The sequence below is a fragment of the Nocardioides aequoreus genome (assembly GCF_000720335.1).
Lineage (GTDB): Bacteria > Actinomycetota > Actinomycetes > Propionibacteriales > Nocardioidaceae > Marmoricola > Marmoricola aequoreus.
The window spans coordinates 184,425-198,704 of the sequence record NZ_JOJN01000001.1 but is presented as its reverse complement, the minus strand read 5'-3'; the positions used below and the strand labels follow the sequence as shown (position 1 = coordinate 198,704).

The window sequence follows — 14,280 nt, the reverse complement described above, 5'->3', positions numbered from 1 at the left end:
AAGACCGCTCTCGCCGGGCCGGCTTGACCGGCCCGGCGAGACTGGTGCGCATGACCACGTCGTACGACGCCCCGCGTCGCACCCGCCCCGGCCTCGGCCGGGGGCTGGTGGCGATGATCGGGCTGCTGGTGGTGATGTGGGTCCTGGAGCTGGTCGACCAGGCCACCCGCAACTCCCTCGACCCGCTCGGCATCGAGCCGCTGAGCACCGAGAGTCTCGACAACGTCCTGTGGGCGCCGTGGCTGCACGGCAGCTTCGCGCACCTGGCGTCCAACTCGCTGCCCTTCCTGGTGCTCGGCGCCCTGGTGGTGATGGACGGCTGGCGGCGCTGGCTGGTCACGACGCTCGTCGTCGTGGTGGCCTCCGGGGCGGCGGTGTGGTTCCTCTCCCCGCCCGGCTCGATCACGCTCGGCGCCAGCGGCGTCGTCTTCGGGTGGATGACCTACGTGATGCTCCGCGGCTTCTGGACCCGCAGCCCGGGCCAGATCGCGACGGGCGTCGTGCTCTTCCTCTTCTACGGCGGCATGCTCTGGGGCGTGCTGCCCAGCGCTCCCGGGATCTCCTGGCAGGCCCACCTCGGCGGGGCCGTCGGCGGGGTGGTGGCCGCGAGCCTCGCCCGGCCGTCGCGGGCCTCGGCCAGCAGCTGGTGACCCACCCGTGACGCGACCCGTCTTCGTGCTCCACGAGCACCTGCGGCCCTCGCCCCACTTCGACCTCCGCCTCGAGGAGGCGGGCGTGCTGCGGTCGTGGGCGGTGCCGAAGGGTCTCCCCACCGACACCGCCCACGACCGGCTCGCCGTCGCGGTCTCCGACCACGACCTGGAGCACGCGACGTACACCGACGAGCACAAGTCGATCGCCGACACCGGGTGGTGGGAGCTGGAGGACCGCTCCGCGCGACGCTTCGTCTTCCGGCTGCACGGCCGCGACGGCGTACGCCGCTACGCGCTGATCGACACCGGTCGGGGTCGGACCGAGGACCAGGGCCGCGACTGGCTGCTCCACCTGACCAAGGACCAGCCGGCCTGAGCCCGGCTACTTCACCTCCGAGCGCAGCGTCAGCACCGTGCCGACGGCGAGGGGCACGACGAGCCAGATCAGCGCCGTCACGCCGAGCTGCGACCACTGCTCCCCGGTGGGGGAGACGTCGTAGAGCCGGGTCGCGGCGAGGTTGAAGTCGACCCAGGGCTGCAGGTCGCGGAACCACTCCTGGAAGGCCGCGAGCAGCCCGGAGAGCGTCGGCAGCACGAAGGAGTAGACGAAGTACCCCACGATGGCCGCGGCGGAGCTGCGGAAGACCAGGCCGAGCATGAAGCCGACCGCGACGCTGAGGTTCATCGCCAGCAGGATGCGCAGGAACTCCGCGAGCGACAGGTCCCAGACGGGGTCGACGCCCGCGACGGCAGCGCCGAGCAGGTTGCCGAGCGCGCCGACGCCGAAGGCCACGAGCGTGCCGAGGACCCCGACGATCGCCACGCCGACGCCCTTGGCCAGCAGCACCCGGCCGCGGCGGGGCGCGAGGGTGAAGGTGGTCAGCCCGCTGCGCTGGCTCCACTCGCTGGTCACCGAGAGGATCGCGATGATCGGCAGCACCACGGTCATCGGCACGCCCAGCGCGGTGCCGAAGGTGGAGAAGGTGATGGCTTCGTCGGGAGCCCAGAGCACCACCGCGGCCGAGGCCAGCGCCGCGGTGAGGCCGATGCTCGCGAGCAGCCAGGCGCCGGCCCGGGTGTCGAACATCTTGCGCAGCTCGACGGCGACCAGGCGGGTCGCCGGGATGGGCGGCACCTCGACCCGCGGCCGGGCCGGGGTGGGTGCGGTGGTGGTGGGACTGGTGGTGGTCGTGCTCATGCTGCTGCTCCTTCTCGCTGCGAGGTGGCGGTGAGCTCGAGGAACATCTCCTCCAGGCCGGCGCTGTCGGCCGACCTGAGCTCGGTCAGGGGTACGCCGGCGCGCTGCGCCAGCTCGCCCACGTGGGCCGCCTCGCCCTGCACGAGCACGGCGCCGTCGGGCGTCACGGTGTGCTCGACGCCGGCGGCGGCGAGCGCGGCGGTCAGGCCGTCACGGTCGCGGGCCCGGACGACGGTGCCGGCACCCGCGAGCAGCTCGGCCTTCGTGCCCTGCGCCACGATCCGGCCGTTGCCGATGACGACGAGGTCGTCGGCGATCACCTCGATCTCGTGCAGCAGGTGCGAGGAGAGCAGCACCGTGCCGCCCTGGTCGGCGTAGCCGCGCAGCAGGTCGCGCATCCACCGGATGCCGGCGGGGTCGAGGCCGTTGGCGGGCTCGTCGAGCACGAGCACCCGGGGGTCGCCGATGAGGGCGGTGGCGATCCCGAGGCGCTGGCGCATGCCGAGGGAGTAGTTGCGCACCCGGCGGCACGACTCGTCCTCGGAGAGCCCGACGCGCTCGAGCATCGCGTCGACCTGCACCCGGGGGAGTCCCATCGTGGCCGCCGCGACGGTGAGGATCTCGCGGCCGGTGCGCCCGGCGTGCTGCGCGGAGGCGTCGAGCAGCACGCCCACCTCGCGGCCGGGGTTGGGCAGGTCGGCGAAGCGCACGCCGTCGACCAGCGCGGTGCCCGAGCTCGGGGGAGTCAGGCCGGTGAGGATGCGCAGGGTCGTGGACTTGCCCGCCCCGTTGGGGCCGAGGAAGCCGGTCACGCGCCCCGACTCGGCCGTGAAGCTGACGTGGTCGACCGCGGTGAAGCGGCCGTAGCTCTTGCTGAGCGACTCGATCGTGATCATGGGCCCAGCGTCGTGCGCCGCGACGCGCGCCGGCATCGGGTGGACCCTGGGGATCGACCCTGAGTCGACCCGGGGGTCCCTCAGGGTCGCGGTCTCATGGAGCCGCGCGGAAGAGGCGCGACGGGCCGGCGTACCACCGCTCGGTGAGGCCGGCGTCGACCATCCCGATCGCCAGGGCCACCCGCTGGGAGGGGTAGTTGTCGAGGTGGGTCAGGGCGAGCACCTCGGGCAGCTGCCGCAGGCCGTGCTCGAGCACAGCGGCGGCCGCCTCGCGGGCGTAGCCGCGACCCGTGCAGTCGGGGTGGAGGTGCCAGCCGATCTGCACCAGCTCGGCCTCGCCGGGGAGCCCGACCAGCATGACCGACCCGGCCACGACGCCGCTCTCGCGCACCTCGACCGCCCAGTGCCCACGACCTGGGCGGTCGGCGACCCCGTTGTCGCCCGCGATCCGCTCACAGGCCTGCTGCAGGGTGCGCATCGGGGCGACGTCGTCGCCGAGCCAGCGCACCACCTCGGGCCGCGAGTGCAGGTCGAGCACCCGCGGGGCGTCGGCGTCCCGCCAGCGGCGTACGTCGAGTCGGGCGGTGCGCAGCAGGGTGCCGCTCATGTGGGCAGCGTCGCACGCCACGCCCGGGAAGCAACCGCGCCCGTCCGGCGTTGCGCCGGCATGCAGATCGAGATCTGGTCCGACGTCGTGTGCCCGTGGTGCTACATCGGCACGCGGCGGCTGCAGACCGCCCTGGCCGACTTCCCGCACGCCGACGAGGTGGAGGTGGTCTACCGCTCCTTCCAGCTCGACCCGGGTGCGCCGACCGAGCCCACCGAGACCGTGGCCGAGTCGCTGGGCCGCAAGTACGGCGGGGGCCCCGCCGCCGGTCAGCAGATGATCGACCGGGTCGAGGCCGTGGCGGCCGAGGAGGGCCTGGTCTTCCGGCTCGGGCAGGCGCAGCGCGTCGGCACGGTCGACGCCCACCGGCTGCTGCACCTGGCGCTCGAGGAGGGTCCCGCGACCCAGCGCGCGCTCAAGGAGGAGCTGCTGGCGGCGTACTTCACCCGCGCGGCCAACGTCGCCGACCACGACGTCCTGCGCGCGGCCGCCGCCTCGGTCGGCCTCGACGCCACGCGCGTCGAGGCGGTGCTGGCCGGCGACGAGTACGCCGACGCCGTCGAGACCGACATCCGGCAGGCCGCGGCGTACGGCGCCTCGGGCGTGCCCTTCTTCGTCGTCGACGGCACGTACGGCGTCTCCGGCGCACAGCCGGCGCAGACCTTCCGCCAGGTGCTCGACCGGGCCTGGGCGGACACGCACCCGACGCTTCAGCCGGTGGGCGGCGACGGCGAGGTCTGCGGCCCCGACGGCTGTCCCGTCTGACCCGGCCGGCCCGGCCGCTGGGCTACCCTGGCAGGCGCGCACAGCGTCGTGCGGGCTCACCTCACCTCCTGCCACCTGGAGCACCGTGACCGACCGCACCGGAGTCACCACACGGGCACGCCCCCTCGTGCTCGTCGCCGAGGAGCTCAGCCCCGCCACCGTCGCCGAGCTGGGCGACGGGGTCGAGGTACGCCGCTTCGAGGGCGCCGACCACGAGGCGCTGCTCGCGCTGATCCCCGAGGCGCGGGCCCTGCTGGTGCGCTCGGAGACGCGCGTCGACGCCGCGACGCTCGCCGCCGCGCCGCGGCTGCGGGTGGTGGCCCGGGCCGGCGTCGGGCTCGACAACATCGACGTGCGCGCCGCCACCCAGGCGGGCGTGATGGTGGTCAACGCGCCCTCGGCCAACGTCGTGAGCGCCGCGGAGCTGACGGTCGGGCTGCTGCTGGCCGCCGCCCGCCGGATCCCGGCCGCGCACGCCTCGCTGCAGCGGGGGGAGTGGCACCGCTCCGACTTCACCGGCGTCGAGCTGCACGGCAAGACCGTGGGGGTGCTCGGCCTCGGGCGCGTGGGCGTGCTGGTCGCGCAGCGGCTCGCGGCCTTCGGTATGCAGGTGCTCGCCCACGACCCCTACGTGCAGGCGGGCCGTGCCTCCCAGATGGGCGTCCGGATGACCGGGCTCGCCGAGCTGATGGCTCAGTCCGACGTCGTCACCGTCCACCTGCCACGCACCGCCGAGACGCTCGGGATGATCGGCGAGGCGGAGCTCGCCCTGGCGCGGCCGGGGCTGCTGCTCGTCAACGCCGCCCGCGGCGGCATCGTCGACGAGGTGGCGCTGCACGACGCGCTCAAGGACGGCCGGGTCGCCGCCGCCGGTCTCGACGTCTTCGCCGAGGAGCCCGCCACCGCGTCGCCGCTGCTCGAGCTCGACAACGTCGTGGCCACCCCGCACCTCGGCGCCAACACCGTCGAGGCGCAGGACAAGGCCGGCGCCGCGGCGGCGCGGTCGGTGCGGCTCGCCCTGGCCGGCGAGCTCGTGCCCGACGCCGTCAACGTCCAGGGCGGCTCCATCGCCGAGGACATCCGCCCCGGCATCCCGCTGGTGGAGAAGCTGGGCCGGATCTTCACCGCCCTGGCCGGCGGCGTCGCGCAGGCGCTCGACGTCGAGGTGCGCGGCGAGATCGTCGACCACGACGTCAAGGTGCTCGAGCTGGCGGCCCTCAAGGGTGTCTTCGCCGACGTCGCCGGCGACCAGGTCTCCTACGTCAACGCCCCGCTGCTCGCCGCCGAGCGCGGCCTGGAGGTGCGGCTCCTCACCGACCCCGAGAGCCCCGACCACCGCAACCTGATCACGCTGCGCGGCACCCTGGCCTCCGGTGCCCAGGTCTCGGTCTCCGGCACGCTGGTCGGCATCGCGCAGCGCGAGCGCCTGGTCGAGCTCGACGGCTTCCAGGTCGACCTCGAGCCCAGCGACCACCTCGCCTTCTACCGCTACGCCGACCGCCCGGGCGTGGTCGGCGTCGTCGGCGGCATCCTCGGCGACGCCGGCGTCAACATCGCGGGCATGCAGGTCTCCCGCGACCGCCGCGGCGGGCACGCCCTGGTCGCCCTCAGCGTCGACAGCGCCATCCCCCACGCCACCGTGGAGCAGATCCGCACCGCCATCGACGCCGAGGCCGTCCACACCATCGACCTCTGACGCCGACCCGCCTCATCTGCACGCCGACCCGACTCATCTGCACGCCGACCCGCCTCATCTGCACGCCGACCCGTCGCATCTGCGCACATCTCGGGCGGGTCGCCGTGCATTTCGGGCGGGTCGGCGTGCATCTCAGGCGGATCGGCGCGTCTGAGTCTGGCCTTGCGGCGTAATCTTGTAATCATGACAACGCACGAAGCACGGGAGCGGGTCGAGGGCTGGTTCGCCGGCCGCCTCCCCGCGGAGTGGCAGGCCCAACCTGCCGAGATCACGACGGACCGCGAGGAGATCACGGTCCGTCTCACGGTGCCCGACGTCGAGTTCGCCGACGACGCGGGCGAGATCGCGCGTGCCGAGGCCCGGGCGGGCCGGGCCAAGGCCTTCCGCGAGGACACCCGCGCGCGCCGCATCGAGCTGGCCCGCGAGGCCGAGCACCGCTACGGCCGCAAGGTCAGCTGGGGCGTCCGCGTCGGCGACCACACCGAGCTCTGGACCCACGTCGCCGCGCCAATGATGACGCGGCTGCGCCAGCCCGAGCGACGCGTGCTCGACACCCTGGTCGAGGCGGGGGTGGCCCGCTCGCGCTCCGACGCGCTGGGCTGGTGCGTGCGCCTCGTGGGCCAGCACGAGGGTGACTGGCTGGCCGAGCTGCGCGAAGCGATGCGCAGCGTCGCCGACGTGCGCGAGCGGGGCCCCGAGGCCTGACCTAGCCCGCGCCCTCCGCCTCGAGCGTGTCGGCGATCTTCTCCGCGTCGGTGCGCGGGGCGCGCAGGGTCGTCACCAACGGAGCGGGGTTGTCAGCCACCTGCTCGAGCCCGCGACGGCCGTCGGTGAGCCGGAAGGTCGCGCGGGTGAAGGCCGCGGCGCCCGGCTGGGTCACCTGCGGCACGCAGCGGAAGTCGGCCTCGAAGGTCTCGGGCGTGATCCTGGTCCTGACGTAGCCCCGCAGGTTGGTCCAGAAGCGCAGGTTGGGGTTGTACGCCGCCCAGGGGTGCTGGCCCGTGGGCTCGTCGTAGCCGCTGCCACCGGAGGTGATGGAGGAGCACACCAGCTCCGACCCCACCACCTGTGAGTCGGGGTCGTCGAAGTCGGCGAGCACCTCGGAGGCCCAGTGGGCGTGCACGTCGCCGGTCAGCACGACCGGGTTGCGCACTCCCGCCCACGACGAGACCACCCGGTCGCGCGAGGCCGGGTAGCCGTCCCAGGCGTCCATCGACACGGTCAGGTCGGGGGTCGCCGACCGGTCGCGGCGGCCGAGGAAGACCTGCTGCCCGAGCACGTCCCAGGTCGCCCGCGACCGCTGGAAGCCCGCCGCCAGCCAGCGCTCCTGCTGCCACCCGGGCAGCGAGCGCGCCGGGTCGGCGGCGTCGGGGCAGTCGCGGTAGCCGTCGCCGCAGGCCTGGTCGTCGCGGTACTGGCGGGTGTCGAGCATGTGGAAGCTCGCCAGCCGTCCCCAGTGCAGCCGGCGGTAGAGCTGCATGTCCGGGCCGCTGGGAAGCGCGCTGCGGCGCAGCGGCATGTTCTCGTAGTAGGCCCGGAAGGCGGCCGCCCGTCGGGCGGGCAGCGCCGGGCTCTCCTCGGGGTACTCCGCCACGTCGTCGGCCCAGTTGTTGTCGACCTCGTGGTCGTCGAAGACGACCAGCCAGGGCGCGACCGCGTGCGCGGCCTGCAGGTCGGCGTCGGTGCGGTACTGCGCCAGGCGCTGGCGGTAGCCGGCGAGCGTCGTGGTCTCCGGCCCGTCGTGGTCGCGCACGTTGCCGCCGGGGGCGACGTAGTCGCCGGCGACGTACTCGTACTGGTAGTCGCCCAGGTGCAGCACCAGGTCGGGCTCGTCGTCGGCCAGCGCGCGGTAGGCCGAGAACCAGCCGTGCTCGAGCTGGCTGCACGAGGCGAAGGACATCGCCAGGGCGCCGGTCCGGGTGCCCGCGGCGGAAGCCGTCCGGGTGCGGCCGGTGGGGGAGAGGTGTCTCCCGAGGCGGAAGCGGTACCAGTACTCCCGGCCCGGCCGCAGTCCCTCCACCTCGACGTGCACCGCGTGCGCGGTGCGTGGCGCGGCGCGGACGACGCCGCGGCGCACCGGCCGGGAGAAGCGAGGGCTCTCCGCGACCTCCCAGGCCACGTCGTAGGTCTGGGCCGGCATGCCGCCGAGGCCGTCGTCGGCGAGCGGGTCGAGCGCCAGCCGCGTCCAGAGCACCACCCCGTCGGCGACCGGCTCCCCGCTGGCCACACCGAGCGTGAAGGGGGAGGTGCGCGGCGGTGGCGCGGCGGCGGAGGGGCGGACGCCGGCGAGCGGCAGGGCGAGCACGCCCGCCCCGGCGGTGGTGCGCAGCAGCGTGCGGCGCGAGGGCGCGCCCGTGAGGAGGTCCCGAGAGAGAGTCATGGCCAGAGCCCACCGCGCGTCGGCAGCGTCCCGGCGACGCCGGGGTGAACTCTCGGCGAGGCGTCCCTACGCGACGAGCGTGGGCGACGGGGTCGCGGCCGTACGCCGCCGTGGCGCGGCCAGGGTCGCGCGCCAGGCGTCGCCGAGGCGGCGTACGGCCTCCACGACGGTGTCGGCCTGGAGCGTCAGCGGCAGCCGGACGAAGCGGTCGAGCCCGCCCTCCGGCGCGAAGGCGGGGCCGGGGGCGAGCACGACGCCGTGCTCGGGAGCCCTCGCGGCGAGCGCCGTCGAGAGGGGTGCGGGCAGCTCGCACCAGAGCATCAGCCCGCCGCGGGGCACCCGGAGCCGCCAGTCGGGCAGGTGCTCGGCGAGCGCGGCCACCGTGGCGTCGCGGGTGGCGCGCACGGCCGCACGGCGCTCGTCGAGCAGCGGCGCGCCGGTGGTGAGCAGGTCGGCCGCGACGAGTTGCTCGAGCACCGGTGCGCCCAGGTCGAGGCTGAGCCGCGCGGCCACGACCGCGTCGAGGTGCCGCTCGGGCACCCGCATCCAGCCGATGCGCAGCCCGCCCCAGAACTGCTTGCTGGTGCTGCCCACGCTGATCGAGTCGGGCGCGTGCGCGGCGAGGGGCGCCGGCATCGCCTGCCCCTCCAGCGGCAGCGGCGCCATCGACTCGTCGACCACGGCCGTGGTGCGCGTACGCCGCAGCGTCGCCGCGAGCGCGGCCCGGTCGTCGTCGCCGAGCAGCGTGCCGGTCGGGTTCTGGAAGTCGGGGATGAGGTAGGCCACGCGCGGCAGCACCTCGCGCAGGGCGGCGACGAGGCTCTCGGCGTCGGGCTCGGCTCCCATCACGCGGCCGCCGCTGCGGCGCAGCGTGGCGATGGCGTTGGGGTAGGTCGGGCTCTCGGTGAGCACCCGGTCGCCCGCGGTGAGCAGCGCCCGGGCGGCGACGGCGACGCCCGCCAGGGCCCCGGGCGTGATCACGACCTGGTCCGGGTCGGTCGGCAGGCCGCGGGCGGCGTACCACGCGGCCACCGCCTCGCGCAGCACGACCAGCCCCGAGGGGTAGTAGCCGGTGCCCGCGAGGTGCGCCGGCAGGGCCTCCGAGGCGCGGCGGTAGGCCGCGAGCACGCCGGGCCGCGGCGAGGGCGCGGCGCAGGTGAGGTCGATGGCGCCGGGCAGCCCGTGGCGCGGGGTCAGCAGGTGGTCGCTGACGCGGGTGCGTCCCTCGGGGAGGGCCACGACGCTGCCGGACCCCTGCCGCGAGCGCAGCAGGCCCTCCTCGCGCAGCGCGGCGTACGCCCGGGCCACGGTGGTCCGGCTGACGCCCACGGCGCCGGTGAGCTCGCGCTCGCTCGGCAGCCGCACGCCGACCGGCAGTCGGCCGTCGTCGACCAGCGCCCGCAGCCCGTCGGCGAGACCGGCGTACGCCGGCTCGCGGTCGAAGTCGCCGAGCAGGGTGGCCAGGCGGGTGGCTCCCACGGTGCGTGCCATGCGGGCCAGTGCACCAGAATTGGCTATGGAGGACAAGGCCAATCTGACGCAGCATGGAGCCCGTGAGGAGCCACCTGCTGACCGCGCCCGGCCGACGCCGGCTCGCCGACCTGGGTCCGCTCGAGCAGTTGCGGGCCGGGCGGCTGAGCCGCCGGCTGGTGCAGCTGACCCTCGGGCTGGCGCTGTACGGCGCGACGCTCGCCGCCGTGGTGCGCGCGACGCTCGGCAACGCGCCGTGGGACGTGCTGCACCAGGGGATGGCGCAGCACCTGCCGCTCACCCTGGGCGGCGCGGTGATCCTCGCCAGTGCCGTCGTGCTGCTGCTGTGGGTGCCGCTGCGGCAGCGACCCGGGCTGGGCACGATCGCCAACGCCGTGCTCGTCGGCCTGGCGGCCGACGCGACGCTCGCGGTGCTAATGGCGCCGGAGTCGCTCGAGGCCCGGGTGGCGCTGCTCCTCCTCGGCGTCGTCGGCAACGCCGTGGCCACGGCGGCCTACATCGGGGCACAGCTGGGGCCCGGCCCCCGCGACGGCCTGATGACCGGCCTGCACGGCCGCACCGGACTGCCGCTGGGCGTGGTGCGCACCGGGCTGGAGGTCGGCGTGGTCGCCCTCGGCTTCCTGCTGGGGGGCGTCGCCGGGCTCGGCACGCTGCTCTACGCGCTCGCGATCGGACCTCTGGTGCAGTGGCTGCTGCCGCCCTTCGTCGTCGAGCTCGACGAGCCCGGGTCCCGCGGCTGACCGAGGGTGCCGGCTCAGCGACGGGTGGCGATGATGACCGCGGCGTCGGGCGCGATCATCACCTCGGCGGCGACGAAGCGCTCGTCGGTGAGCCAGCCCTCGCGCAGCACGTCGACCCGGCCCGCCGTGATCGGCGGCCACTGCTCGCAGGGCGCGAAGTCGTCGAGCACCACGATGCCTCCGGGCTCGACCAGGTCGGCCACGGCGTCGACGCCGGCGTCCTGCGGGACCGAGGGGTCGAGGAAGAGCAGCGAGTAGGGGCCCTTGTTGCGCAGCGTCGACCAGTCGGCGGCGAGCACCTCGACCTGGGGGTCCTCCTCGAAGATCTCCTGCGCCGCGCTCGCGAGCGTGGCGTCGAGCTCGGCGGTCAGGATGTGGCTGCCCCGGCGTACGCCGCTGCGCAGCCAGGCCGTGCCCACGCCGCAGCCGGTGCCGAACTCCGCGAGGATCCCCGAGCGGGTCGCGGCCAGCGCGGCCAGCAGCCGGCCGGTCTCGTTGCGGCAGAAGGAGACGTAGCCCGCGCGACGGGAGACCTCGAAGGCGCGCGCGACGATCGCCGGCAGCTCGGGTGGGGCACTCACGGGCACCACCCTCTCAACTCCTCGGCCGCTGCGGCGCCCGGAAGAATTCGTCTCGGATCCTGGGACACGCCGTCCGCATGCTGCAGACACCGGCCGGGGGTGGGGCTACCATCGACGCATCATGCGGAAGCTCTGCGTACTTATTCGCTGCCGCGGCGAGGCCTGATCAGATAGGCCGTCTCGCCGCGGTGCAGCGGCGTACGCAACGCCGACCAGGCCTATCGACCCCTCCGCGAGCGAGACTTCAGCGCACCACCCTCCGCTCTGGCGAACCTGGTCCTTCCACGCGATCCGTGGTCGTAGAGCACGTTCATCTCCTCGTGGTCCTCCCACCACCAGCCGCAACCTTCCCTTGCCATGGAGATGAACCCGATGTACGAGATGTATCCCGAGTGGGGCCCCGCCAAGAACGACCCCGACCACCCGCTGAGCGCCGCCGTGCAGGTCTCGCTCGACCTGCGGGACAACGGCGGCGAGCGCCCCGACGACAACTAGCCTCCGGGGCATGCCCGACGTGACGACAGACGCCCAGACCCCCGCCCTCGACCGCCCGATCCGCCTCGCCGTCATCCCCGGCGACGGCATCGGGCCCGAGGTCACCGTCGAGGGGCTCAAGGTGCTCGAGCAGGCGGTCGCCACCCACGCGACCGACGCCAAGCTCGAGACCAGCCACTACTCCCTCGGCGCCGAGCACTACCTCGCGACCGGCGAGGTGCTGCCGGAGGCCGTGCTCACCGAGATCCGGGAGCACGACGCCATCCTGCTGGGGGCCGTCGGCGGCAAGCCGGGCGACCCGGACCTGCCGCCGGGGCTGCTCGAGCGCGGCCTGCTGCTGAAGCTGCGCTTCGAGCTCGACCACCACGTCAACCTGCGACCCTCGCGGATCTACCCCGGGGCCACCTCGCCGCTCGCCGACCCCGGCGAGGTCGACTTCGTGGTCGTGCGCGAGGGCACCGAGGGCCCCTACACGGGCAACGGCGGCGCGCTGCGCGTGGGCACCCCCCACGAGGTGGCCACCGAGGTCTCGGTCAACACCGCCTTCGGCGTGGAGCGCGTCGTGCGCGACGCCTTCCGCCGTGCCGCCGGCCGGCGTCGCAAGCTGACGCTGGTCCACAAGACCAACGTGCTCGTGCACGCCGGCGCGGTGTGGTGGCGGGTGGTGCAGGAGGTGGCGCCGGAGTTCCCCGACGTCGAGGTCGACTACATGCACGTCGACGCGACCATGATCCACCTGGTCACGAACCCGAGCCGCTTCGACGTGATCGTCACCGACAACCTCTTCGGCGACATCGTCACCGACCTCGCCGCCGCCGTCACCGGTGGCATCGGCCTGGCCGCGAGCGGCAACGTCAACCCCGACCGCACCACCCCCAGCATGTTCGAGCCCGTGCACGGCTCGGCGCCCGACATCGCCGGGCAGGCCGTCGCCGACCCCACCGCGACGATCCTGTCCACCGCGCTGCTGCTCGACCACCTCGGCCTGACCACCGCCGCCGAGGCCGTCGAGCGCGCTGTCGTCGACGAGCTCGCCTCGCGCCCCGCCGGCCACGTCGTACGCACCCCCGCCGTCGGCGACGCCGTCGCCGCCCGCCTCGCCTGACCCGTCCGTCCCACGAGTCGACCGGTTTCACCGGCCGGCCGGCGAAACCGGCACTAGCGCGGCGAAATACCGGCGTGCCAGCGGCAAAGTCACCGGCCGGCCGGTGAAACCGTCGACGCCGCCACCGCACCCCGAGAGATAGCGTGCGCCCATGAGCCTCGAGATCACCACCACGCCGTCGGCGTCGCCGCGCAGCGACGAGGACGTCGCCCGGGTCCTGGAGGACCCCGGGTTCGGCACCACCTTCACCGACCACATGCTCCAGGTGACCTGGACGCCGGACGACGGGTGGCACGACGCCCGCATCACGGCGTACGGGCCGCTGAGCCTGGACCCGGCGACCGCCGTGCTGCACTACGCGCAGGAGACCTTCGAGGGCATGAAGGCCTACCGCCACGCCGACGGCTCGGTGTGGACCTTCCGGCCGGAGGAGAACGCCGCGCGCATGGTGCGCTCCTCGCACCGGCTCGCCCTCCCGGTGCTCGAGCCCGACGACTTCGTGCGCTGCGTCGACGCGCTCGTCGAGGTCGACCAGCGCTGGGTGCCCGACGCGGCGGGGGAGAAGAGCCTCTACCTGCGACCCTTCATGTTCGCCTCCGAGGCCTTCCTCGGGGTCCGGCCGTCGCAGCACGTGACCTTCATGGTGATCGCGAGCCCGGCCGGCTCCTACTTCAAGGGTGGCCTCACGCCGCTGCGCCTGTGGCTGACCGAGGACTACACCCGCGCGGGCCGCGGCGGCATGGGCGCGGCCAAGACGGGCGGCAACTACGCCAGCTCGCTGGTCGCCCAGCAGGAGGCGATGGCGCACGGCTGCGACCAGGTGGTCTTCCTCGACGTCGCCGAGGGCAGGTACGTCGAGGAGCTCGGCGGCATGAACATGTACTTCGTCTACGCCGACGGCAGCATCGTCACCCCCGAGACCGGCACCATCCTCGAGGGCATCACCCGCTCGGCGATCATCGACCTGGCCCACAAGAAGGGCCACAAGGTCGAGGAGCGCCGCTTCGGCGTCGACGAGTGGCGCGAGGGCGTCGCCTCCGGCGAGATCACCGAGGTCTTCGCGTGCGGCACGGCCGCGGTCGTGACCCCCGTCGGCACGCTGCAGTGGGACGGCGGCGAGGTCTCCGGGGCCGCCACCGAGGAGGCCGGCCCGCTGACCAAGGAGATCCGCCAGGACCTGGTCGACATCCAGTACGGCCGGGCCGACGACGGCTTCGGCTGGATGCACCGCGTGCTCTGAGAGCTGCCGCCCGTGCCGCACCCCGTGATGTACGACGAGCACGACCCGTGGCTGGCGCGGCTGCGCCGGCTCTGCGACCGGCTGCCCGAGAGCTTCGAGAAGGTCGCGCACGGGCGGCCCACCTTCCGGGCCGGGGAGAAGGGCAAGGTCTTCGCCTACTTCGGCGGCGGGGTGAAGCACCCGGGCGGCCACCTGCGGCACGACGCGGGGCTGCTCTTCCTGCCCGACCCGGCCGACCGGGTGGCGCTGGAGGACGACCCGCGCACCTGGGTGCCGGCGTACCTCGGACCGTCGGGCTGGCTCGGTCTCGACCTCGACGCCCCCGACCTCGACTGGGACGAGGTCGCCGAGCTGCTCGACGCGTCCTACCGCCTCGTGGCGTCCCGCACACTCCTCGCGCGGCTCGACGGGGAGGCGCCGTAGCGCGGGCTAC

16 protein-coding genes are annotated in these 14,280 nt (G+C 74.4%); 10 read left to right on the top strand and 6 right to left on the bottom strand.

The features are described 5' to 3' along the window. The first annotated feature begins 113 nt into the window (after positions 1–113). Entirely contained in the window at positions 114–650 is a 537-nt protein-coding gene (locus tag IG63_RS0100930; RefSeq protein ID WP_030482503.1) for a rhomboid family intramembrane serine protease, read from the top strand. 7 nt (positions 651–657) lie between these two features. Continuing rightward, entirely contained in the window at positions 658–1,029 is a 372-nt protein-coding gene (locus IG63_RS0100925; RefSeq protein WP_030482502.1) for a DNA polymerase ligase N-terminal domain-containing protein, read from the top strand. A 6-nt stretch (positions 1,030–1,035) separates the two neighbouring features. On the opposite strand, the gene IG63_RS0100920 is transcribed toward IG63_RS0100925, so the two are convergent. From IG63_RS0100920 to IG63_RS0100910, 3 genes are all read right to left on the bottom strand, one after another. After that, positions 1,036–1,851 (bottom strand): ABC transporter permease subunit, encoded by an 816-nt coding sequence (locus IG63_RS0100920; RefSeq protein ID WP_030482501.1) that lies wholly within the window; start codon positions 1,849–1,851, stop codon positions 1,036–1,038. Next, entirely contained in the window at positions 1,848–2,747 is a 900-nt protein-coding gene (locus tag IG63_RS0100915; protein ID WP_030482500.1) for an ABC transporter ATP-binding protein, read from the bottom strand. The genes IG63_RS0100920 and IG63_RS0100915 overlap by 4 nt, the downstream gene beginning before the upstream one ends. Before the next feature lie 94 nt (positions 2,748–2,841). Then, positions 2,842–3,354 carry a GNAT family N-acetyltransferase gene (locus tag IG63_RS0100910; RefSeq protein WP_030482499.1) on the bottom strand — a complete coding sequence of 171 codons (513 nt, stop codon included), beginning with the start codon at positions 3,352–3,354 and terminating at the stop codon, positions 2,842–2,844. A gap of 60 nt (positions 3,355–3,414) precedes the next feature. On the opposite strand from IG63_RS0100910, the gene IG63_RS0100905 reads away from it, so the two are divergent. The 3 genes from IG63_RS0100905 (at position 3,415) to IG63_RS0100895 (ending at position 6,520) form a co-directional block, all read left to right on the top strand. Next, positions 3,415–4,119: a DsbA family oxidoreductase gene (locus IG63_RS0100905; protein WP_030482498.1), complete on the top strand. Its 705-nt coding sequence runs from the start codon at positions 3,415–3,417 to the stop codon at positions 4,117–4,119. Between the two features lie 85 nt (positions 4,120–4,204). After that, complete coding sequence (serA, locus tag IG63_RS0100900) at positions 4,205–5,815, top strand: phosphoglycerate dehydrogenase (RefSeq protein ID WP_030482497.1); 1,611 nt, start codon at positions 4,205–4,207, stop codon at positions 5,813–5,815. Positions 5,816–5,998: 183 nt separating this feature from the next. Beyond that, the gene (locus IG63_RS0100895; RefSeq protein WP_030482496.1) at positions 5,999–6,520 is read left to right on the top strand and encodes a hypothetical protein; all 522 of its coding nucleotides are present in this window, start codon (positions 5,999–6,001) and stop codon (positions 6,518–6,520) included. Position 6,521: 1 nt separating this feature from the next. Here the strand turns inward: IG63_RS0100895 and IG63_RS0100890 are convergent, their stop codons facing one another. Together IG63_RS0100890 and yczR are read right to left on the bottom strand one after the other, a co-directional pair. Then, positions 6,522–8,195, bottom strand: coding sequence for an alkaline phosphatase D family protein (locus tag IG63_RS0100890; protein ID WP_030482495.1), 1,674 nt, complete (start codon positions 8,193–8,195; stop codon positions 6,522–6,524). 66 nt (positions 8,196–8,261) lie between these two features. Further along, positions 8,262–9,686: a MocR-like transcription factor YczR gene (yczR, locus tag IG63_RS0100885; RefSeq protein WP_030482494.1), complete on the bottom strand. Its 1,425-nt coding sequence runs from the start codon at positions 9,684–9,686 to the stop codon at positions 8,262–8,264. A gap of 62 nt (positions 9,687–9,748) precedes the next feature. Between yczR and yczE the strand changes: the two genes are divergently transcribed. After that, positions 9,749–10,426 carry a membrane protein YczE gene (gene yczE, locus IG63_RS0100880; RefSeq protein WP_245604217.1) on the top strand — a complete coding sequence of 226 codons (678 nt, stop codon included), beginning with the start codon at positions 9,749–9,751 and terminating at the stop codon, positions 10,424–10,426. Between the two features lie 14 nt (positions 10,427–10,440). Here the strand turns inward: yczE and IG63_RS0100875 are convergent, their stop codons facing one another. Then, positions 10,441–11,007 carry an O-methyltransferase gene (locus IG63_RS0100875; protein ID WP_030482492.1) on the bottom strand — a complete coding sequence of 189 codons (567 nt, stop codon included), beginning with the start codon at positions 11,005–11,007 and terminating at the stop codon, positions 10,441–10,443. Positions 11,008–11,364: 357 nt separating this feature from the next. On the opposite strand from IG63_RS0100875, the gene IG63_RS22470 reads away from it, so the two are divergent. From IG63_RS22470 to IG63_RS0100855, 4 genes are all read left to right on the top strand, one after another. Then, positions 11,365–11,502 carry a hypothetical protein gene (locus IG63_RS22470; RefSeq protein ID WP_157209963.1) on the top strand — a complete coding sequence of 46 codons (138 nt, stop codon included), beginning with the start codon at positions 11,365–11,367 and terminating at the stop codon, positions 11,500–11,502. A gap of 10 nt (positions 11,503–11,512) precedes the next feature. Further along, positions 11,513–12,607, top strand: a complete 1,095-nt coding sequence (locus IG63_RS0100865; RefSeq protein WP_051706005.1) for a 3-isopropylmalate dehydrogenase — start codon at positions 11,513–11,515, stop codon at positions 12,605–12,607. 151 nt (positions 12,608–12,758) lie between these two features. After that, positions 12,759–13,847: a branched-chain amino acid aminotransferase gene (locus IG63_RS0100860; RefSeq protein WP_030482490.1), complete on the top strand. Its 1,089-nt coding sequence runs from the start codon at positions 12,759–12,761 to the stop codon at positions 13,845–13,847. A gap of 12 nt (positions 13,848–13,859) precedes the next feature. Next, positions 13,860–14,270, top strand: coding sequence for an MmcQ/YjbR family DNA-binding protein (locus tag IG63_RS0100855; protein WP_030482489.1), 411 nt, complete (start codon positions 13,860–13,862; stop codon positions 14,268–14,270). Positions 14,271–14,280 lie beyond the last annotated feature (10 nt).